The 20,683-nt window shown below is 73.0% G+C and carries 13 protein-coding genes and 10 pseudogenes; 12 read left to right on the forward strand and 11 right to left on the reverse strand.

Annotated elements, in window-relative coordinates; all coding sequences use genetic code 11:
* The first annotated feature begins 1,199 nt into the window (after positions 1-1,199).
* The 3 genes and pseudogenes from UK94_RS74890 to UK94_RS63750 form a co-directional block, all read left to right on the forward strand.
* On the forward strand, positions 1,200-3,008 hold the full coding sequence (locus tag UK94_RS74890; RefSeq protein WP_157734410.1) for an Ig-like domain-containing protein: 1,809 nt from the start codon (positions 1,200-1,202) through the stop codon (positions 3,006-3,008).
* 193 nt (positions 3,009-3,201) lie between these two features.
* On the forward strand, positions 3,202-3,667 hold a 466-nt coding region (locus tag UK94_RS63745; protein ID WP_268761585.1), incomplete at its 3' end, for a maleylpyruvate isomerase N-terminal domain-containing protein.
* 1 nt (position 3,668) lies between these two features.
* Positions 3,669-3,969 (forward strand): annotated as a pseudogene (locus tag UK94_RS63750) (hypothetical protein); the annotation flags it as partial.
* 129 nt (positions 3,970-4,098) lie between these two features.
* Here UK94_RS63750 and UK94_RS32990 read toward each other — a convergent pair.
* Positions 4,099-4,266: an SAM-dependent methyltransferase gene (locus UK94_RS32990; RefSeq protein ID WP_095212948.1), complete on the reverse strand. Its 168-nt coding sequence runs from the start codon at positions 4,264-4,266 to the stop codon at positions 4,099-4,101.
* 2,003 nt (positions 4,267-6,269) lie between these two features.
* Between UK94_RS32990 and UK94_RS63755 the strand changes: the two genes are divergently transcribed.
* From UK94_RS63755 to UK94_RS23915, 6 genes and pseudogenes are all read left to right on the forward strand, one after another.
* Positions 6,270-6,532, forward strand: a 263-nt coding sequence (locus UK94_RS63755; RefSeq protein ID WP_235489505.1) for an ATP-binding cassette domain-containing protein, incomplete at its 3' end; no start/stop codon positions are given.
* 1 nt (position 6,533) lies between these two features.
* Positions 6,534-6,623, forward strand: a pseudogene (locus UK94_RS63760) (ABC transporter ATP-binding protein); the annotation flags it as partial.
* Between the two features lies 1 nt (position 6,624).
* Positions 6,625-6,763: pseudogene (locus UK94_RS63765) on the forward strand (ABC transporter ATP-binding protein); the annotation flags it as partial.
* A gap of 1 nt (position 6,764) precedes the next feature.
* Positions 6,765-6,826: pseudogene (locus UK94_RS63770) on the forward strand (hypothetical protein); the annotation flags it as partial.
* Between the two features lie 329 nt (positions 6,827-7,155).
* Positions 7,156-8,305 (forward strand): annotated as a pseudogene (locus UK94_RS23910) (ABC transporter permease); the annotation flags it as partial.
* 199 nt (positions 8,306-8,504) lie between these two features.
* A complete protein-coding gene (locus UK94_RS23915; RefSeq protein ID WP_041939901.1) occupies positions 8,505-9,545 on the forward strand; it encodes a hypothetical protein in 1,041 nt (346 codons plus the stop codon).
* A 132-nt stretch (positions 9,546-9,677) separates the two neighbouring features.
* Here the strand turns inward: UK94_RS23915 and UK94_RS63780 are convergent, their stop codons facing one another.
* From UK94_RS63780 to UK94_RS63790, 3 genes are all read right to left on the reverse strand, one after another.
* The gene (locus UK94_RS63780) at positions 9,678-9,893 is read right to left on the reverse strand and encodes a hypothetical protein (protein ID WP_235489507.1); all 216 of its coding nucleotides are present in this window, start codon (positions 9,891-9,893) and stop codon (positions 9,678-9,680) included.
* Positions 9,894-9,980: 87 nt separating this feature from the next.
* Positions 9,981-10,262, reverse strand: a complete 282-nt coding sequence (locus UK94_RS63785; protein ID WP_231861395.1) for a hypothetical protein — start codon at positions 10,260-10,262, stop codon at positions 9,981-9,983.
* 48 nt (positions 10,263-10,310) lie between these two features.
* A complete protein-coding gene (locus tag UK94_RS63790) occupies positions 10,311-11,048 on the reverse strand; it encodes a hypothetical protein (protein WP_055751602.1) in 738 nt (245 codons plus the stop codon).
* A 334-nt stretch (positions 11,049-11,382) separates the two neighbouring features.
* Here UK94_RS63790 and UK94_RS63795 point away from each other — a divergent pair, with 334 nt between their 5' ends.
* Positions 11,383-12,180, forward strand: coding sequence for an HlyD family efflux transporter periplasmic adaptor subunit (locus UK94_RS63795; RefSeq protein WP_055751603.1), 798 nt, complete (start codon positions 11,383-11,385; stop codon positions 12,178-12,180).
* 113 nt (positions 12,181-12,293) lie between these two features.
* Here UK94_RS63795 and UK94_RS23940 read toward each other — a convergent pair whose 3' ends face one another.
* From UK94_RS23940 to UK94_RS76435, 7 genes and pseudogenes are all read right to left on the reverse strand, one after another.
* Complete coding sequence (locus UK94_RS23940; RefSeq protein WP_231861398.1) at positions 12,294-12,836, reverse strand: hypothetical protein; 543 nt, start codon at positions 12,834-12,836, stop codon at positions 12,294-12,296.
* A gap of 285 nt (positions 12,837-13,121) precedes the next feature.
* The gene (locus UK94_RS23945; protein WP_055751604.1) at positions 13,122-13,340 is read right to left on the reverse strand and encodes a glycosyl hydrolase; all 219 of its coding nucleotides are present in this window, start codon (positions 13,338-13,340) and stop codon (positions 13,122-13,124) included.
* A 625-nt stretch (positions 13,341-13,965) separates the two neighbouring features.
* On the reverse strand, positions 13,966-14,097 hold a 132-nt coding region (locus UK94_RS63800), incomplete at its 5' end, for an SDR family oxidoreductase (protein WP_235489544.1).
* Between the two features lies 1 nt (position 14,098).
* Positions 14,099-14,333, reverse strand: a pseudogene (locus UK94_RS63805) (SDR family NAD(P)-dependent oxidoreductase); the annotation flags it as partial.
* Position 14,334: 1 nt separating this feature from the next.
* A pseudogene (locus UK94_RS63810) lies at positions 14,335-14,552 on the reverse strand (SDR family oxidoreductase); the annotation flags it as partial.
* A gap of 1 nt (position 14,553) precedes the next feature.
* A pseudogene (locus UK94_RS63815) lies at positions 14,554-14,645 on the reverse strand (short-chain dehydrogenase); the annotation flags it as partial.
* Position 14,646: 1 nt separating this feature from the next.
* A pseudogene (locus UK94_RS76435) lies at positions 14,647-14,862 on the reverse strand (SDR family NAD(P)-dependent oxidoreductase); the annotation flags it as partial.
* A 4,374-nt stretch (positions 14,863-19,236) separates the two neighbouring features.
* Between UK94_RS76435 and UK94_RS23970 the strand changes: the two are divergent.
* Positions 19,237-20,043: a hypothetical protein gene (locus tag UK94_RS23970; RefSeq protein WP_011607526.1), complete on the forward strand. Its 807-nt coding sequence runs from the start codon at positions 19,237-19,239 to the stop codon at positions 20,041-20,043.
* Between the two features lie 359 nt (positions 20,044-20,402).
* Positions 20,403-20,683: pseudogene (locus UK94_RS23975) on the forward strand (TCP-1/cpn60 chaperonin family protein); the annotation flags it as partial.

The following is a 20,683-nucleotide window of genomic DNA, read 5'->3' on the forward strand; positions in this document are numbered from 1 at the left end:
CGCCTGCTCGCGTGGGCTGCCGCCGACCACCGGCCGCCCCGTGCCGGTCGTCTCGGGGGCGCAGGCCGTCTCGCACCAGGAGAGGATCTGATGGCGGAAATGACCCTGCGTCGTCGCACGATGGGCAGTGCCGTCGTGCTGGGGCTCAGTGCCCTGCTGGCCGTCTCGGTACCGGGAACCGCGCACGCCAACACCGTGGGCGTCACCGTGAAAACACCCGGCGCCACCAGCGGACCCGGTTCGGCCTTTGCCGAGATCTCGACCCACGCCGACTGTTCCAGCGGCCTCGCCGCCGGCGGCGGCGTCAACCAGGCCATCGGCACCGGCTCGGCCTCGAACGGCAACCACGTGATGGGCAGCGAGCCCAGCTCCGACGGCAGCACCGAATACACCGGCACCACGGGCGTCGTCGGCACCGACGTGACGCACTGGCTCGGCATCGGCGGCAGCGGGGGCGCGACCGACGCCGCGTACTCCACCACCCCCTACGCGACCTGCCTGACCAGCAACCTGGTCAACCACACCCAGGTGGTCATGAACAAGGCCAGCGGCCCCACGGCGGCATCGACGGTCAACCTGGTGGTGGCGACCTGCCCGGCGAACACGATCCTGCTCGGCGGTGGCGCGCGCACCACCCCGGCGAGCATCGGCAGCCTCAAGCCGATCGCCAGCTTCCCCACCTTCAACGACGCCGCCCATGACTACGGCCGGAAGGCGGCGGCCGACGGGGCGACCAACCCGAACTCCTGGGCGTCCGTCGGGTGGAACGGCGGCGGGGGCGGCACCAGCAACGTGACCTACGCCTACGCGATCTGCAGCGGCAGCGGCATCAACGTCAGCGGGGCCACCGTGAAGGTCCGCTACAGCGAGGTGAGCGGGCCGACCTCGGCGACCACCGGCCAGACGGCCACCGTCGGCTGCGGCGCCGGGGACGGGAAGCTGATCAGCGGCGGTGCGGCCGTCAGCGGCGGCAGCGTGACGACCACCGACTNCACCGGCCCGGGTTCGGGCGGCGACCACCTCAACGGCAGCTTCCCCAGCACCTCCGGCGGCAGCCCCGTCAGTGACGGCACCACCACCGCGGCGTACTGGACAGCGTTCAGCCACACCGGCGGCGCGAGCTCGCCGAGCACCTACACCGACGTCTGGGCGCTGTGCGCCGACGACGGCATCTGACCCGAAAGGCGACATCGATTCCCTTGAACCGTCGTATCACCATGCCCAGAGGCCGGCTGGCCGCGATCGCCGGCGCGGCCGGTGTCCTGGCCGTCGCCGTCGCGGTACCCCTGCCCGCCGTCGCGGACGCCGCGGGCGGGACGGCCACCTGCGGGGCGACCGGCGTCCTCACCACCTCCCCGCCCACCTGCGCCTACACCACGGCGGGCACGGACACCTTCACCGTGCCCGCCGGCGTGACCAGCGTGCGCATCGACCTGTTCGGCGGCGAGGGCGGCAGCGCGGCCGGGTTCGTGGCCCCCAACCCGCCGAACACCGGCGCCGCCGGTGGCCTCGGCGGCGAGACCAGCGGCACCCTGGCCGTCAGCCCGGGACAGGTTCTCCAGCTCACCGTCGGCGCCGCGGGCGTCCCCGGGACGTCGCGGCACGGCGAGTTCGCCCGGCGCGGCGGCATCGGCCACGGGGCCGGCGGCGGCGGGGCGCACGGCGGCGGCGGGGCGGGCGGCGGCGGCTCGGACGTCCGGGTCGGCGCGTTCGGCGCGGGCGACCGGGTCCTGGTGGCCGGCGCCGGCGGCGGCGCCGGCAACGGCGGGCCGCTGCTGCACGGCGGCAACGGCGGCGGGCTCGCCGGGGAGGACGGCGGCCAGGGCGGCGGGCCGGCGGGCTCCGGGGTCGCCGGCGGCGGCGCCACGCAGACCGCGCCGGGCACGGGCAGCCCGAACTCGGCCAGGGGCGGCCCGGGGATCCCGGGCGGCGACATCGATCCCTGGACCGGCGAGCCCAATCCGGGCAGCGGCGGCCCCGGCGGCAACGGCGCCGGGGGCGGTAACGGCGGGGGCGGGGGCGGGGGCGGCTACTACGGCGGCGGCGGCGGCTCCGGCGGCGGGGACCCGGGCAACTTCTCCGGGGCGGGCGGTGGCGGCGGCAGCGGCTTCGCGGCACCCACGGTGACCGACGCCGCGCTCGTCGGGGGCGTCAACCACGGCGACGGTCGCGCGACGGTGTCGTTCCGCTACGGCGCCTCGGTCGCGGTCGCCGCCAGCACGACCACGCCGCTGTTCGGCCAGACCGTCACCCTCACCGCGTCCGTCACCGGCGCGGACCCGGCCGCCGGCACCCCCGGCGGGACGGTCACCTTCCTGGACGGTTCCACCACTCTGGCAACGGCGTCGCTCGCCGGCGGCCAGGCCGGCGTCAGCGTCAACGGTCTCCAGCCCGGCGCGCACGCGATCACGGCCAGCTACAGCGGCGACCCGGCCTTCGCGCCGGGCACCACGGCCGGATCCACCGACGTCACCGTCGGGTTCAGCCAGCCGTGCGTCACGACGACGCGCACCGGACCCCTGACGGTCGCCGCCGGCCAGGCGCTCTGCGTCGGACCGGGCGGCCGGCAGGTCGGTCCGGTCACCGTCCGCTCCGGCGGGGCCCTCGCGCTCACCGGCGCCGAGGTCACCGGCCCGGTGTCCGCCGAGGGCGCGCTGGCCCTCACCGCCTGCCGGTCGACGATCACCGGCCCGGTGACGGTCCACGCCGCCGGCGGCTACGTCCTGCTCGGCGCCGACGCCGCCGACGTCACGCCCTGCGCGGGCAACACGCTGCGCGGCCCGCTGACCGTGGACGCGAACACCGGCGGCCTCGAGGCCTCCGCGAACACCATTACCGGCCCGGTTCGGATCACGGGCAACAGCGGCAGCGGCCCACTGCCCGACGACGCGGTGCCCGAGTTCCGCGACAACCGTGTCACCGGGCCGCTGAGCTGCACTGGCAACCAGCCGAGTCTGGTGCAGACGGGCAACGTCGTGATCGGCCCGCGATCGGGTCAGTGCGCCTGACACCCACCCCCACACCCCTCGGCCGCCTGACGCGGGTGGCGCCCCGCGTCGGGCGGCCGAGTACGGTTCCGCGGCGGCCGGGGTCGGCGCAACCCGTCGTCACCTGGAACGATGGGAACACCTCCGCGGGCGGTCGTCACGNCCGGCTTCACCGGCCCCGCCGCCGAGGCCTCCGTCCGAAGGAGCCGTCCCCTTGACCGACGCCCGCACCGTCATCGCCAGCCTGCGCCGCTCGCACGAGCGGCTGCGCGCCCTCGTCGGGTCGCTCGACGCCCAGGCCGTGCGCGGGCCCTCCTACGACGACGAGTGGACGATCGCCCAGGTGCTGTCCCACCTCGGGTCCGGCGCCGAGATCGGCCGGCTCGTCCTCGACGCCGCCGTCGCCGGGCAGGACGCCCCCGGCCAGGACGCCTTCGTCGCCGTCTGGGACACGTGGAACGCCAGGACCCCGGACGCGCAGGCCGCCGACGTGCTGCCCGCCGATCTGGCCCTGGTCGAGGCGTACGAGGCCCTCGACGACACCCAGCTTGCGGGCCTGCGGGTCGCGCTCGGGCCGATGAGCCTGGATGCCGCCGGGGTCGTCCGGCTCCGGCTGAGCGAGCACGCCGTGCACACCTGGGACGTCGCGGTCATGCTCGACCCCGCCGCCACCGTGGAGGNGACCGCCGTCGACCTGCTCATCGACGGTCTCGGCATGATCGCCGGCTTCGCCGGCAAGCCCACCGACCCCACCCGGATCCACGTCACCACCACCGACCCGGACCGCGAGATCGCCCTCGATCTCGGCGACGCCGTGCACCTGGGGCCCTGGGACGGAGCGGAGCGGCCCGCCCGGCTGAGCCTGCCGGCAGAGGCGTTCGTCCGGCTGGTCTACGGCCGTCTCGACCCCGCCCACACCCCGCCCCTGGCGGCCGACGGTGTGGACGTCGACCTTCTTCGGGTGGCATTTCCCGGCTTCTGAGCTCTGTCGCCACCCGGCTCGCGTAGCCGCGACTGCGGCGCGTATCCCGCGGTGGCGTCAACCGGTGACGGCCTCGACCTCGTCCGCGGTTCCGCGGAACCGCGCCGGCTGTTCCGCCGTCAGCGGCGGTCAGCCCTTGCGTGCGACGGCTCCGTGGACGCCGACCTGCGCGTCGGTCAGGCCCTCGTCGACGTCGCCGGCGGGCTGCCAACGGTGCACGACCCGCAGGCCCGGGCCGACGAGGTCGAGGCCGCCGAAGAACTGGGCGACCTGCGCAGGGGACTGCCCGACGCCCAAGCGTCCGGCTCCGCCACGACACGCTCGTCTCGCCGCGTCAGACCGTCCCGAGTGCGTGGGATGTCGTCAACGTACCGCGCCCGGCCCACAGCGCGCCGGGCCGACCTGGCCATCGGGCATCGGNCATCGGGAACTCGGGCAAGCGGGAACTCGGGAAACGGGCCGAAGGGAACTGGATCGAACCAGTAGGCGATCCGTACCCACATCCCCGGTACTCACAGGTGATTCATAGCTTCAACGTTCGGTGCGGNCGCGACCGAAATCCAATGGTTCGCTAAGTATTTTCACAGGATCCGACCAGTGAACCTTTAGGATCTTCCGGCAAAGTTCGGACCGCCCCAACCGAACTCTCGCGGGCGTTGCCCGCCGGAAACCCAAAAAGACAACGGAATTTCAACCTCTGCATGCCTTCCGGTGGCCACACCCCGGATCGCGGGTCATCCTGGAGGGTTCTTGTCGTCCTTGTCGGCAGACGAAACGGCGCCGCAGCAGAGCATCGAGCCGCCGGAGTCGTCCCATCGTAGAACACGACGGAGTGCCCGCCACCCGTCGTCCGCCGGGCGGCGGGTGCGGATTCCCCGGGGCCGTGCCGGCGTCGTCGTGATTGCCGCCGTCGTCGTCGTCGCCGTCGGCGGCGGCCTGCTCGGTTGGGCCCTGAGCGGGGATGCGGGCACGCCGGCCTCGTCCAGGCTCGTCGCGGCGAGCGTCGGGCAGATCCGCCAGACCGTGAGTGCGACCGGCACCCTCGAACCGACCCGGCAGGCCAACCTCTCGTTCGCCGTGTCCGGCGAGGTCACCGCGGTCAAGGTCGCCGTGGGCGACAAGGTGCAGGTCGGGCAGACCCTCGCCACCATCGACTCGGCGGCGCTCGCCACCACGGCCGCCCAGGNACGGGCGACGGTGGCGAACGACCAGGCGAAGGTCGCCTCCGACCAGGCGTCGGGGGTAACTGGCGCGCAGCTCACGGCCGACGAGGCCACGCTGACCTCGGCGCAGGACGCGGCGGGCGCGGCGCAGCGCAACCTCGCCGCGAGCGCGATGACGTCGCCGATCGCCGGGACGGTCGCCGTGGTCAACCTCACCGTCGGCCAGCAGCTCGCCGGCGGGTCGGGCAGCGGATCCGCCGGCGGGTCCGGCTCGGGCGGTGGCTCCGGCTCCGGCTCGGGCGGTGGCTCGGGTTCGGGCGGCCTGGGCGGGAACGGCGGCGGGTCCGGCTCGGGCGCGTCGTCCTCGCTGACGTCGTCGTCGTCCTCGGCGTCCGGTGCCCAGATCGTCGTGGTCGGCACGGACTCCTACCTGGTCAACGCGACCGTCGACGACACGGCGATCGGCCAGCTCAAGACCGGCGACCAGGCCGTCATCACCCCGACCGGCTCGACCGGCGCCACGACCGTCGCCGCCCGGGCGGGCCGCTCGGGCGGGATCGCCGGCTCGGGCGGAGCAGCCGGCTCGGGCGGGACGGGTGGGACGGGTGGCACGGGTGCGGGTCTGTCGGGCGCCGGCGGGTCGGGGACGATCTACGGCACCGTGGGCACGATCGGCCTCATCGCGACCAGCACCTCCGGGGTCGCCAGCTACCCGGTGACCATCAACGTCACGGGCACCCCGACCGGTCTGCACCCGGGCGCCGGCGCCGACGTCTCGATCATCGTCCGGCAGCTCTCCGACGTCCTGACCGTCCCCAGTCAGGCGCTGCACACCTCGGGGTCGCAGACCGTCGTCTATCGGATGCGCGGCGGCCGTCAGGTCTCCACGGTGGTGACCACCGGCGCCACCTCGGGGGCGCAGACCCAGATCACCTCCGGGCTCGTGGCCGGTGACCAGGTCGTCGTCCCGGTCGTCGGCGGCTCGACCACCCGGGCCCGGACGGGCGGTACCGGCGGTGGGTTCGGCGGTGGCGCGGGCGGCGGGTTCCGAGGCGGTGGTTTCGGCGGCGGCACCGGCTTCGGCGGCGGCACCGGCACCGGCTTCGGCGGCGGCGGCTTCGGTGGGCGGGCCACCGGATGACCCCGACCGACTCCTCATCCGACTCCCCATCCACCGACTCCACGTCGCAGGAATCCGGGGCGCACGAATTCGGAGCGCACGAATTCGGGGCGAGCGCCGCCGTCATCGAGCTGACGGACGTCCGCAAGACCTACCGGTCGGGGCTGTTCGAGGTGGCGGCCCTGCGCGGGGTCAGCCTGTCCATCCAGGAAGGTGAATATGTGGCGATCACGGGCCCGTCCGGGTCCGGAAAGTCGACGCTGATGCACATCCTCGGCTGNCTCGACGTCCCGACGTCGGGCCTGTATCGGCTGGCCGGCGACGATGTCGGCGGCATGTCGGAGGACCAGCTCGCCGAGGTCCGCAACCGGNGGATCGGGTTCGTGTTCCAACAGTTCAACCTGCTCCCCTCGATGACCGCCTGGCGCAACGTGGAGCTGCCCCTCTGCTATGCCGGGGGGCCGCGCGCCGAACGCCGGCAGCGGGCTGTCGACGCGCTGGCCGACGTGGGNCTCGCCGACCGGGTCGAGCACCGCCCGGCGGAGCTCTCCGGCGGTCAGCAGCAGCGGGTCGCNNTGGCCCGGGCGCTGGTCACCAACCCGTCGTTGATCCTCGCCGACGAGCCGACGGGCAACCTCGACTCGGCGTCCACCGAGGATGTCCTGGGGCTGTTCCGGCGCCTGCACGACCTCGGCCGCACGATCGTCCTGATCACTCACGAGGCCGAGGTCGCCGCCGCGGCGGACCGGGTGCTGCAGGTTCGCGACGGCGTGGTCACGGCCGATTCGGGTCCATCCGCCCGAGTGTCCCGGACGGTGCGCACGTGAGCTGGGCGGAAATCGTGCGGACCGGGCTCGAGGCGGTCCGCTCGCACCGGCTGCGGTCCGGGCTGACGATGCTCGNCATCCTCATCGGCGTCGCCGCGGTCATCCTCACCGTCGGGCTCGGCGAGGGGGCGCAGGACAAGGTACGGGGCCAGATCAACGCGCTCGGCAGCAACCTGCTGATCGTCGCCCCCGGCAGCACGACGACGAACGGGGTACGCGGCGGCTTCGGCAGCGCGTCGACCCTCACCCGGGCCGACGCCGACGCCCTGAGGTCCACGGTCGTGGCCCCCGACATCAGGGCGGTCGCACCGACGACCTCCCGGTCCGCGGCGCTGGCCGCCGGCAGTGCCTCGTGGACGGCCTCGGTCGTCGGCACCACGCCCGACTGGCTGTCGGTGCGCGCCCGCGCGATCGGCACGGGGAGGTTCATCAGCGGCCAGGACGTCGCCGACCACGCCGCCGTGACGGTGCTGGCCGCGACCACCGCCGAGGAGCTGTTCGGCGCGCGCGACCCGGTCGGGCAGGCCGTCACCGTGTCGGGGGTGCCGATGACGGTCATCGGCACCCTGACCGCCGCCGGCTCGTCCGCGAACACCAACGAGGACGACCAGGCCATCGTGCCGATCACGACCGCCGCCGACCGGATCACCGGGGGCGTGAGCCGGAACGCCGTCCAGGACATCTACCTGGAGGCGACCTCCGGCCACACCCTGTCGGCCGCCTACCAGGAGGCCGACTACGAGCTGCTGGCCCGGCATCGGATCACGACGCCCACGGCGGCCGACTTCTCCATCACCAGCCAGCAGTCGATCCTGTCCACCGCGACCTCGGTCGACCGGACCCTGACGGTGCTGCTCGCCGGCGTCGCCGGGATCTCCCTGCTGGTCGGGGGCATCGGCGTCATGAACATCATGCTCGTCTCGGTGACCGAACGGATCCGTGAGATCGGCCTGCGCAAGGCGCTCGGCGCCTCCCCGCGGGTGATCCGGCGGCAGTTCCTCGTCGAGGCGTCCGTGCTGGGTCTCGCCGGCGGCCTGCTCGGCACCGCGCTCGGCCTCGCCGGGGCCGCCATCCTGCCGCACCTGATCTCCGATCCGATCTCGATCTCCCCGACCGCCACCGTCGGCTCGATCGTCATCGCGGTCGCGATCGGGGTGGCGTTCGGCGTGTACCCGGCGACCCGGGCGGCCCGGCTCGCGCCGATCGAGGCGCTGCGCAGTGACTGACACCGGCCGGCACCCGCCCGCGTCGCGCCCGACCGTGGGCCCTTCCTCTGCGGGCCTTTCCTCTGCGGGCCTTTCCTCTGCGGGCCTTTCGACTGCGGGCCTTTCGACTGCGGGCCATTCGACTGCGCAGCACCTGTCCGCGCGCCTCGTCCCAGCCCGGGTGGGAAGTCCCGGGCCGTCCGTCAGGAGCGACGACCTCATGACCACTGTCAATCCGATGGCCCCGGTCCGATCGGGCCAGTCCCGCCCGCATCGCCGCGCCCTGGCCGCGGGGCCGATCGTCGGCATCGGGCTCGCAATGATCATCACCGTCAGCGCGTGCGGCAGCGGCGGCAGCGGCGGCCGTTCCGACGGGTCCGACGGAGCGACGGCCGCCGCGGCGAGCACGCCGAGCCGGGCCGCCGGCTCCGCCCAGGGGCAGGGTCAGGCGGGCCGGCCGGGCACCAGCGGCACCATCGCCGCGGTCACCGCGACGAACGTCGAGGTCCAGAACCCCGCCACCGGCCAGGTCACCGTCACCTGGACACCGAGCACCAGATTCGTCAGGACCGCCACCGCCACGGCGTCCGCCGTCGCGGTCGGCGACTGCGTGACGGTGACCGGCGGCAGCCCGGGCAGCACGTTCACCGCCCAGACCGTGACCGTGAGCGCGCCGGTGTCCGGCGGCTGCACGGCGGGCTTCGGCCGCGCCTTCGGTGGGGCCGGCGGGTTCCCGGGCGGTGCCCGGCCGTCCGGCGCGCCCACCGCCCGTCCGAGTGACCGTTCGACGACCCGTCCGAACGGGCAGGGCCGTCCGAACGGGCAGGGTCGCCCGGACAACGGCCGGTTCGCCGTGGTCACCGGGTCGGTGACGAAGGTGGTGGGCACGACCATCACCGTCCAGGGTCCGCAGCGGCTCCGCGTCGGCGCATCGGCCTCGGCGGCGCCCACCGCCACCTCGCCGTCCGGCGCGACCGTCACCTCGACGGTGATCCTGGGCTCGTCGACGACCGTCGAGGAGACGAGCAGCGCCACCTCGGCGGCCCTGGCCGTCGGTGAATGCCTGACCGCCGTCGGCAAGGCCGACGACACCGGCGCGGTGTCCGCCACCTCCATCAGCGTCCGCCCGGCCGCCCAGCAGGGGGGATGCACCGGCGGCTTCGGCGGCCGGGGCTTCGGCGGTCGGGGCTCGGGTAGCCAGGGCTCGGGCGGCCAGGGCTCGGGGCGTCAGGGCTCGGGCGGCGGCACGGCCAATGGGTGAACGATTCGGCCGGGCGCTGGCCCGGACCAGCCGGCGGGGAGCCCGAACCTGGGTCGTGATCGGCGTCGTCGCCGTGATCGTCGTCGCCGCCGGCTCGGCGACGCTCGCGGCGACGGGGTCCTCCGGTCCGGACTACCGCACCGCCACGGCGGTGCGCGCCACCGTCGCGCAGACGCTGGACTCGACCGGTGTCGTCTCGCCGGCGAGCCAGGCGAGCGTGACCTTCCCCGTCTCGGGGACGGTCGCCAGCGTCGCCGTGGCCCCGGGTGACCATGTCGAGGCCGGGCAGACGCTGGCCACTCTCGACGGCGCCGCGCTGTCGGCCGCGGTCGATGCGGCCACAGCCACGCTTGCCTCCGACCAGGCGAAGCTGAGCTCCGACGAGGCAGGCGAAGGCGGCACCGGGTCTGCCACGGCGACGGGCTCCACCGCCTCCTACGCGGGCGGCCCGGCAACGATCCAGCCGATCTCCCTGGTGACCGGCGGCGCCCGGCCCACCGACCGGACGACCTCCACCCCGACCCCGCCCACCTCGACGGCATCCGGCCCGACGGCATCCGGCCCGACCGTGTCCGGCCCCACGGTCTCCGGCCCCACGGCCTCCGGACCGGCAAGGTCAGGCTCCACGGCGGAAGGCCCCACGACGGCGGGGAACGGCGGCGCCGTCGCCGCCGCCCGCGCCGCCATCACCCAGGCGCAGAAGTCCCTGGTCGCCACGCAGCACTCCGCCGACACCGACCTCGCCGTCGCCACGACGGACCTCGGTCAGGAGAAGACGACCTGCGCGGCGTACATCGACGCGACGGCGACGCCCGGCACGGCCACACCGTCCGCGACGGTCGGATCGCCCGCGACGGCGGCCGGTCCGGCTGGCTCCACCCCGGCGGGCAGGGGCCGGTCGGGCGGCGTGGTCCGCAGCGCCCCGTCGGCCCATGCCGACTCGTCCGCACCCGCCGCCCCGCCGCTCCGTACCAACCCGCCGACGTCGAACTCCCCCGCACCGGCCACGTCGGCACCGGCCACTTCGGCACCGACGGCGTCGGCACCGGTCCCCTCGACACCGGTCACTGCAGGACCGGCCACATCGGTACCGGCCACGTCGGGACCGGCCGCGAGCCCGGCACCCATCACCACGGGCGCCTCCGCCTCGAGGAGTGCCGCGCCGGCCTCGTCGGCCTCGTCGACCTCGGGGCTCCGGGTGATCGAGACCGTGCAGCGGTCGGGCGCGCAACCCGCGACCTCGTCCGTCTCGGCGGCCACGGGGACGGCGACGGGCACGGGGACGGCGGTGGCCACGGGGACGGCGGCGGGCACAGATGCCGCATCCGCCTGCTCGGCGCTGCTGAGCACCGTGCTTACCGACCAGCAGCTCGTGTCGGCCGACCAGGGGGCGGTGACCCAGGACGAGGCGACGCTCGGTGACGCGATCGAGGCCCTCGTCGCCCTCGCGCCCACCTCCGGTTCCTCCGCGGCGACCCCGTCCGCAGGGGGATCGACCGCCACGGGCGCGAACCCCGGCGGGCCGGCCGCGGGGACGGCGACCGCGAGTGGTGCAGGCGGCGCGAGTGGTGCAGGCGGCGTGAGTGGTGCAGGCGGCGTGAGTGGCGGTGGCGAAGGAGCTGCGGGTGGTACCGGGGGCGCAGGCGGCGCTCGGTCGGCTCATTCCGGTGGCACCGGCGGTTCCGGAGGCGCCGGCGGTTCCGGGGGCGCCGGCGGTTCCGGAGGCGCCGGCGGCGGATCCGGAGCGGGGCGCTCCAACGGGGCGGCGTCCTCGGCGCGCGGCGGTGCCCAGGGCGCGCCGGCCTCCCCGGCACAGATCGCTGCCGACCAGGCCGCAGTGGACGCGGCGCAGGCCGCACTGGTCCAGGCGAAGGACGACCTGGTCCAGACCACTCTGGTCAGTCCGCTGGCGGGCACGGTCGGGGCGGTGGGCCTCACCGTCGGCGAGTCCGTCCAGGCCGCCTCGACGGCCTCCGCGGGCTCCGGGATCACCGTGATCGGCGCCGGGACCTCCTACGCGGTCGAGACGTCCGTGGCCGACTCCGACCTGGCGAAGGTGCACGTCGGTCAGGCCGCGTCGGCGATCGTGGACGGCTCGGCCACGGCGCTGACCGGCACGGTCGTCGGCATCGGGCTGCTGCCGACGTCCTCGCTGACGAGCGGCTCGAACGGCGGCGGCTCGGGGGCGTCGAGTTCGGTGAGCTATCCGGTGACGATCTCGCTCAACCGGGCGAGCCAGCGGATCTTCTCCGGTTCGGACGCCGACGTCTCCATCGTGATCGCTCAGGCGGCGAACGCGACCGCGGTGCCCAGTTCGGCCCTGCGATCCCTGGGCCAGATACAGACCGTGACGGTGGTGCGCGGTGGTAAGGCGACGACCACGATCGTCGGTGTCGGGGCGGCCGGAACGACCCTGACGCAGATCACCTCGGGGGTGAAGGTCGGCGATCGGGTGGTGCTCGCCGACCTGTCGACCCCGTTGCCCAGCGCCGGCACCACGACCGGCCGCGGTGGCGGCCTCGGTGGTGCGCTCGGAGGCGGCGGCCTCGGCGGAGGCGGGCTCGGTGCAGGCGGTCTGGGCGGTGGCCGGGCCGGGGCTTCGGTGGCAACCGGGCAGGCTGATCAGACGGCCTGAACGGGCTGGGTCGGCCGGGCCGGTCGCGAGAGCGAACTCGCGGCCGGCCCGGCCGTGGGGTGCCGGTCGCCGTCCGGTTCGGACGGCGGGACCGGCGGATGATCCAGGCGGGGTCAGGCCGCGCCGGGAACGGTGGCGTTCCGTTCCTTGAAGCCGAAGCCGTTGCTGGATGCGCCCTGCTGGAATGCGGCGAAGGCGTTCTCGTCGGCGTCGATGTCGGCCTGCGTCGCGGTGCCGTTCTTCAGCTTGCCGGTCAGGCTGCTGAACTTGTCGCTGATCGACTGCACCGAGTTACACAGCGTCGGATTGGCCAGCGCGAACCGCTTGGCCACCTTGAGCTCGTGGACCGTGAACGCCCCGGCCACCGCGGCCTTGGCGAAGCTCCGTGTCCGCTTCGGCGCACCCTTGGCGAAGGCGCCGTTCTTCGTCGGCTTGTAGATGTAGCGGTGGAAGGCGCCCAGGGCGAGCCCGGAATGCAGCGCGAACCGCGTCTTCGCGAAGACCTTGGTGTTACCCGAGGTGGGGCAGGAACCGGAGTACTCGGAGTCGGTGTCGGTGCCCGCCGAGCTCGACGTACGGACGCCGTTCTTCCCGGAGCCACCCGACGAGCCGCCGCACGCACCGAGCAGCGTGACCGAGAGCAGCAACACGATCACAGCAGCCGCGTACCGCGTGGTCCGAGCGGTCGGCCTAGCGCTTGTCGAAAACATCCACCACCAACTTCGTGCGGCTATCGCCTGGTCAGAGATCTACCGCGCCCGCGGGGACGCTGTGCAACTGTAGCGATTGCCGCGCCTGCCGGCACCGTCGCGTTCCCGATACCGGCCCCCGACCTGGGCAGGCCTCGCTCGACGTCCGGACCCGAGCCGGTAAAGCGGTGAGCCGGGTCGGCCCGTCGACCNAGGCCGCGGGCCGACCGGGCGGTGAGCGTTTCGGCGGGCCTAGTTCGCCGAGTAGCGCTGTTTATAGCGTGCGGCTGCGTTGGGATTCACGTAGACGCAGTCACCACCGAGTGGGCGATACAGGTTATTGGACCCGATGTTTCCGGGATCGCAGTTGTTGAAGTAGAACTCGTAGGCGTCGAGACCGACGACATCCACCCAGGCGTCACCCGGGCACATGTCCATCGCGTTGTGGCTCGGCGTCGCCAGCGTCGTCATGACCGCGATAAGACCCAGCGCCGGGCAGGTCGGCCGGCCGGCCAGGAGGGCGAGGATCCCGCCCGCCGGGAGTGTCGCCCACGCCGCCCGCGCTGACGGTCGGTGCGTGTGCCCTCGGATTCGGCGGACCGTCCTCGCACCCGCCATCCCGGCGCCGACCGGACACTGCGCACATGCCGCGGACCAGTCCGTGCGCCAGCGCCACCGGAACGCGCTTCCGACGGGAATACCTTCTCGTCCGATCTTTCTTCCGCCTGCATTCCGTCGCCCCGTTCCGGACAGGCGCTATTCTCCGGAGATTCGACGCCCCTCAATCCACCTCGAACGAAGGCTGGCAACGCCGGCCATCGAGCCACTCCGGTAAAACGCCTCCGACGAGACCAACGGTTTTGCGTCTGCCTACGGAAAGCCGAACACCGGTACCTGCCGGCGGGTTGGTCGATGACTCGGCGCGGCCACCGCGGCGAGCGGGCCGATCCGAACGGCGGCGACGCCGGGCATCTTGTTCGGCCGACGTCGCCGCAGCAACCAGCCAGGTCCACGCCAGGTGGTGGGTCCGCACGCTCGACATCGGTGTGCNCAGTCCGCCGATCCGGCAGGACGGGACGGGCGTTGCCGACGGACGCTAGGGAAGCGTCGTCAGGCCGCCCTCGACCATGAACGTCATGCCGGTCAGGTAGCTCGCGTCCGGCCCGGCGAGGAACACCGCCACCCGCGCGCAGTCCCGGGGAACACCCCAGCGCCGCAGCGGGATCTGNGCCTGCGCCGCCTCCCGCGCCCCGGGGTGGTCGGCGAAGACGCCCTCGGCGGCATCGGTGAGGATGACCGGGTTCAGGACGTTCACCGTGATCCCATGCTGCCCCCAGCCGTTGGACGCGGTCCGGCTCAGCGCACGGATCGCCTCCTTGTTGCAGTTGTAGGAGGCGGACTCGGCGTTGCACATGATGCCGCGGCGGGACCCGAAGTTCAGGATTCGCCCGCCGCCCGCGGCCTNCATGTACGGGAAGACGGCCTGCATGGCGCGCAGCGTCGCCTTGACGCCCGTCTCGAAGTTCCAGTCCCACTCGGCCTCGTCGACGTCCTCCAGGTTCGTCGGCTCGCTGGAGGCACGCGGCCGGTCGCGGGTGCCGAAGCTCTGCGCGTTGTTGACGAGGATGTCCACGCCGCCGTACTCGGCCACGGTGCGGTCGACCATCTCGCGGATGTTCTGCGNCACGCCGACGTCGCAGGTGATGCCCAGCGCGTCACCGCCCCGGGCGCGAATGCCGTCGACCACCTCGCTGACCGTCCCCGCGGTCCGGGAGGNGACGACGACGCGGGCGCCTTCGAGCGCATACTCCTGCGCGATCGCCCGGCCGATACCCCGGCCCGCGCCGGTCACGATCGCGACCTTGCCGTCTAATACACCCATGACATTCTCCTCAACCCCTCCTCGGCAGTTCGACCCGCCGGCGCCCGCGGCCGCGAGCCGGCCAAGCCTACGGTAGGCGGCCGCGACGATCCTCCTTATACGGTGCATCATCGAGGGCCAAGGGCTGCACGGCAGGCCGACTCGCCTCGCCGAGAGATTCACCAGGGCGTGATCCGGCTCGACGTCCGATCGGGCCGCAGAAAGTTCGTCGCGGCAGTGCACCCACGATCCAGCGCTTCTTACCCGTCATTCCGCCGGGGTCACGCATTCCCGGCATCGAGGCGATCAAAGCGGCGTCGGTCCAGCGGGACGACTGCCCTCGCCCGACGGGCCGCGGCCCGCGTCGGGACCGTCGTCGACGAGGGAACCCCGGTCGACGAGGGAACCCCGGTCGACGAAGGGGTGGACGATCGGCAGCGTCAGGCTGCCTGCCCGCGCTCGCCCGACGGCCCGCGCTCGTCCGCCCCCTCGGCCGCTTGCCCGGTCCACTCGCCGGCGTACGTCCGCACCACCGACCCGGTTTGCCGACCAGCAACTCTGCCGAAGCCCCGGTGAGCGACCCAATCCGCGATCAGGGACCGCCACCGGCTTCCCGCTCCAGCGCACCCGCGACCATGGTTTAGTAGATGCGATAGCATCAAAAGCGGAGCTCGCTGTGCTGTCTCNCGGGGGAGAACATGACCGCATCGTCCGATCTCAACGTCGACCCAACACCTCTTCTCGGNAGCCCATACATGCGGAACCGGGCGCCGAGGGGCTGGGCTGCCGGATGGAGTCAACGGGCATCAGCAGCCCGCGGATCACAGGTGGACGTTCCCGCCGGGCCTCGGCTATAGTAATTCACACGGGGGTCTGATCGTTTCTCAAGTCCGTCTCGACTGTACAGAGGCCAGACAGCAGCCAGGGTAGTGTTCCTGGACCCGNCCATCACGAGGCGGTCTTTTCAAGCTGCTCCGATTCCGGACTCATCCTCCGGTCTACTTCGCGTTCAGCCACCGTTAGTTCGTATCCGTTGTTCCTTCGGAGTTGATGGTGGGTGGAGTGCGTTCCTGGCCGGACGACGGGAAGTTCGAGGCGGCGGTCTCCCGCGGTTCGTTCGAGCACCCGCGCCTCCAGGGGATCACCTTCGATCGGGAGGCGTCCGGCGGGCTTCTGCACGCGCTCGGCGCCTCGGCCGTCGTCTTCTTCGGCCGACGGGGAACGGAGGGCGTGGCGCTGCGCTGCCCGACCCGCGACCTCGGCAGCGGCGCCCCGGCCCGCTACGCGGAGCTGGCCGCTCGGCGTGCGGGCAACCCCGGGCTCGCCGGGCTCGCCGGGCTCGCCGAGGCGGAGTGGATCGATCGCGGCGTCCAGGTTGACGGCGAGTGGTGGCCGGTGATCGTGATGGAACGGGTGGAGGGTCNCACGCTGGCCAACCACGTGGAGCACGCGGTCGAGAACGAGCCCGGGAGGCTGCTCGCGGCCGCGGAGGACTGGCTGGCGTTCGTCTCCGCGCTCGGCGCCNCCGACATCGCGCACGGCGACCTCCAGCAGGACAACATCTTCGTCACGCCGAAAGGACAGCTGAAGGCCGTCGACCTCGACGGGGTCTGGCTTCNGTCCACAGCCCACCTGCCCCCGAGCGAGACGGGGCACCGGCACTACCAGCATCCGCGCCGCGGNCGGACCGACTGGGGCCGGACCACCGACACGTTCTCCGCGCTGGTCATCTATGCGTCGCTTCGCGCGCTGNCCGCCGACCCGGAACTCTGGGAGCGCTATCACAACGGCGAGAACCTGGTGTTCAGCGACAACGATCTGGCACGCCCCGGCAGGACCTCCCTGTGGGACCGNCTGTCCGGCAGTTCGGACCGGGAAGTCCGTCAGCTCCTGNCCCTGCTGCGCGAACTCTGTGACGGGCCGGCCGACCCGGGCTGCGACCTCACGACCCTGCTGGAGAGCCATCNCAAGGCGCTGGCCGAGGGCTCCACGACGCAGGTGGCCCTGACACCGGTCGGCGGGAATGACGGCGCCGAGGACGACGGGGACCGCTGGTGGGAGGAACCCGGCCAAGGTCCGGTGGAAACCGGCGGTGAATGGTTCGAGGCCGAGGAGAGCAGGGGCACGACCATCATTTCCACGCCGCCCGTGGGGCCCGCCGTCGCCCCCACGTCCCATCCGCCGCGCACCCGCCCACGACGTCGGCTCGGTCGCACGGTCCTCGTTCTGGCGGCCCTGGCCGTTCTGATTGTCACCCTGGCTCTGATCTCCTGACGTTCCGNTCTCCTGACGTTCCGGCCCGCTGAGGACGGCTCCATGCAGAATCCCGCTTCGCCNCCAACCCGGCCGCCCGGCCGCTCGCCGACTCTCGCGGACCATGTCCGGGCCTACCGCGTGCACATCGCCGTCGTCGCCACGGCGCTACTGGTCATCGCGGTGACCGGGCTGCTGACCGGCGGATCCTCGGCTTCGCCGGCGCCCCGGGCCTTCGTGACCACAGATCCGTCCCGAGCCGCTCAGGTGGCGGAATCGGAGTCCCGCGCCTACGAACTGGTTGCCCTGGTCGGCAGGACTGCGTCCTCGGCACCGCCGTCGGATGNGCCCAGCCAGGTGGATTTCCCCACCTCCGTCTACCCGTCGAACGTCAAGGCGATTCCGGCGGACAGAAGACCCGCGCAGGATCCCCGTTGTGAGCCGGACCATCCCCTCGGTACCGGCTCCGGGCAGGGTGCCAAACCCCCGTGCTTTGCCGATCAGCAGCGCGNCATCGTGCTCAGACTTTCCGGCCCGCTCCACTTCGACAGCACGTGGCCGGTGGACAAGAAGACGCCCGTCTACAAGGCCGCGCCCACCGGGGCCGGCGCCGTGGTGGAACTGGCGCTGAAGCCCGGCCAGGCCGAGGCGCTGCGCTCGGCCGGGGTTCTCCTGGTCGCTGCCGGCGACCTGCGGGACGCCGCCGGTAAGCTGCCGTCCTCCTTTGCCGTGTACGGCGACACTGCCGGGAGCGACAAGGCATCCCGGCTGCGAGACGCGACCCGGCGGGCGACGGCCGACGACACCCGCAGCGGTCGAGCGCTCGGCTGGGCTGTCCTGTTCGCGGTGGGGGTCGCTCTGATACCGATGACGAACCTGGTCCTGGGGGGCGCTCGTACCGAGGGCGCCCGAAGGTCGGGATCCCTCCCCGCGCAGCCGGAGGGACTCGCGGAACGCGAGGCGTCCCCGCCGTACGACGCCGAAACGGCGTACGACACCGAACCCGCGTACGAGACCGGCTCGCCGTACGAGGCAGGCCCGGCATACGAGGCGGAGGCAGCACGCGAGGTGGAGGCGGAGTACGAGGTGGAGGCGGAGTACGGAAGGCCCGCACGGAAGCCGTTCCCCGAGACACCGCCCGAGGGGGCCTCGGACGACGACTACGCGCCCGCGCGACCAGCGGCGCCGCCGTCCCTCGGCTGGCGACTACTGAACGATCCGATGTGCCCGCGCTGTAGCACCGATCACGCGATCACGGCGACCTATGACTGCGGGCACTGCGCACATCGCTGGACTGTCGAATCCGGCGATCCCTGGCCCGACGTGGTGGTGGATCCGTCGGCGCCGACCCTGGCCGCCGGGCCCGTCCCCGCGCTCGGGGAACGCCCGGACCGCCGTTCCCTCTGACGCTTCGTGACACCGCGAGGAGATGGTTCGTGCCCTACTCCCAGTCCATCGACCGCACCACCCCAGGTTGTGTGATCTTCCTTCTGGACCAGTCCGACTCCATGAACCTGCCGGTCGGCGGTCGTCCCGGTGTCTCCAGGGCCGAACTGCTGGCCGACATCGTCAACGACACGATCGCCATGATCATGCGCCGTTGCCGAAAGGTCCACACCGAGCCCACGCCACGGGCCTACTACGACCTGGCGGTGATCGGCTACTACGGGCAGGAGGTGCGCTCGCTGCTGGGTGGACCGCTGGCCGGCCAGTGGCTGGCGTCCATCCCGGAGCTGTTCGGCTCGATCCTCCGGCACGAGGATCGCGACGGCCGGCCCAAGCCGGTCTGGGTCGAGCCGTTCGCGACCGGCCCGACCCCGATGTGCGCGGCCTTCAACCAGGCCGGCCGCCTGGCCAACGGCTGGGCGGCCGGTCACCAGCGCTCGCATCCCCCGATCGTCATCAACATCACCGACGGGATGGCGACCGACGGTGACAGCGAGGCGGTGCGGACGTGGGCCGGTCGGCTACGGTCGCTGCACACTCGGGACGGGAACCTCCTGCTGTTCAACGTGAGCCTGTCCGACGGCATGTCGGTCTCCGTGCGCTTCCCGGCCAGCTCCACCGAGCTGCCGGTGGGTGACGAGTTCGCCCGCCTGTTGTTCGACACCTCCAGCGAAGTGCCGGCGGAGATGCGCAAGCGGGCGGAGTACACCAACGACATCACCCTGGCCGCGGGCGCCCGCGGCTTCGTGGCGAACGNGGCGCCCGACGACCTCGTCCTGGCGCTGCGAGTCGGCACGAGCCTGACCGATGACCGCAGGTGAGTCGGCCGTCCCTCGGCCGGAGGGGCCGCTGCGGACCAGCGCGGGGATCCTGCGCCTGCCGAAGAACGCGATCGACCCGATCGAGGACGGCGCGGCGGCGAGCGAACGGACGGGGCGGTTCGCCGTCGCGGACGGCGCGTCGGCCGGCCGAGACGTGCATCTGTGGGCGCGTGCCCTCGTGCACGCCTATATCCGTCGACCGCCGCCGGTGCAGCCGACCGGCACCGAGCTGCGGGACTGGTTCCACGCCGTGGCACAGCAGTGGTCCGCGACGGCGCCCGAGGCGGTCGGGCCGAGCTGGCTCGACGACGGGCCCGGCGCGGTCACCACCGCCTACGCCACCTTCCTGGGGCTGCAACTGGTCCGGCGCCCCGACGGTCGAACCGGGTGGGACGCGGTCGCCGTGGGCGACTGCTGCCTGGTCCGGCTCGGCGCAGACGCCGAGATCACGACGTTTCCGCTGACCGGGCCGGAGCAGTTCACCGACACTCCGCACCTCGTGCCGGGCAGTCCGGCCATGATCGACGGTGCCCTGCGCACCGGCCTGCGCTACCTGGCCGGCCCGCTGACGGCCGGCGACACCCTGTTCCTCGCCACCGACGCGGTCGCCCGGTGGCTGCTCACCCTGGCCCGGGACGATCCGGCCGGACTGCGGCAGGTCGCCCGCACGCCCCGGGACGAGCTGCGCGCCCACCTGGCGACCCAGCGCGGGTCGGGCGCGGTGGAGAAGGATGACCTGACCTTGCTCACCCTCCGGGTCAGGGCCGCCCCGGCCGGTCCGTCCCCCGCCTGACCCGGCACCTCGCACCGGCGCTCACCGCCGTTCCCTCAGCCGCGGGTCGGCCTTCCCGGCAGGGCCCCACTTCAGGGTGGGATGGCGGCGGACGCGGCTCCGACGTGGTGGTGACCTCGTTTTCGGAGGTTCCGCGGGCTATACAGTGGCTGGCACTCAGCGAGGTCGAGTGCCAATCCTCGGTGCGACGGGTGCCTGCATGAACGCCGAGCACCGCCCGCGGTGCCGGGCACCCCATCGATGACTGGTACCTCTCCGCGCAGGCTTGCCCCCCTGAGAGGACCATCACGCATGGCAAAGATGATCGCCTTCGATGAGGAGGCTCGGCGCGGCCTGGAGCGCGGCATGAACCGGTTGGNCGATGCGGTCAAGGTCACGCTCGGTCCGAAGGGTCGCAACGTCGTTCTGGCGAACAAGTTCGGTCTCCCCACGATCACCAACGACGGTGTGAGCATCGCCAGAGAGATCGAACTGGAAAACTCCTATGAACGGATCGGTGCGGAGCTCGTCAAGGAAGTCGCGAAGAAGACCAACGACGTCGCGGGTGACGGCACCACCACCGCGACGATCCTGGCCCAGGCCCTGGTGCGTGAGGGTCTGCGCAACGTGGCCGCCGGCGCGAACCCCCTGGGCCTGAAGA

It is taken from the genome of Frankia sp. AvcI1 (genome assembly GCF_001420875.1).
GTDB lineage: Bacteria > Actinomycetota > Actinomycetes > Frankiales > Frankiaceae > Frankia > Frankia alni.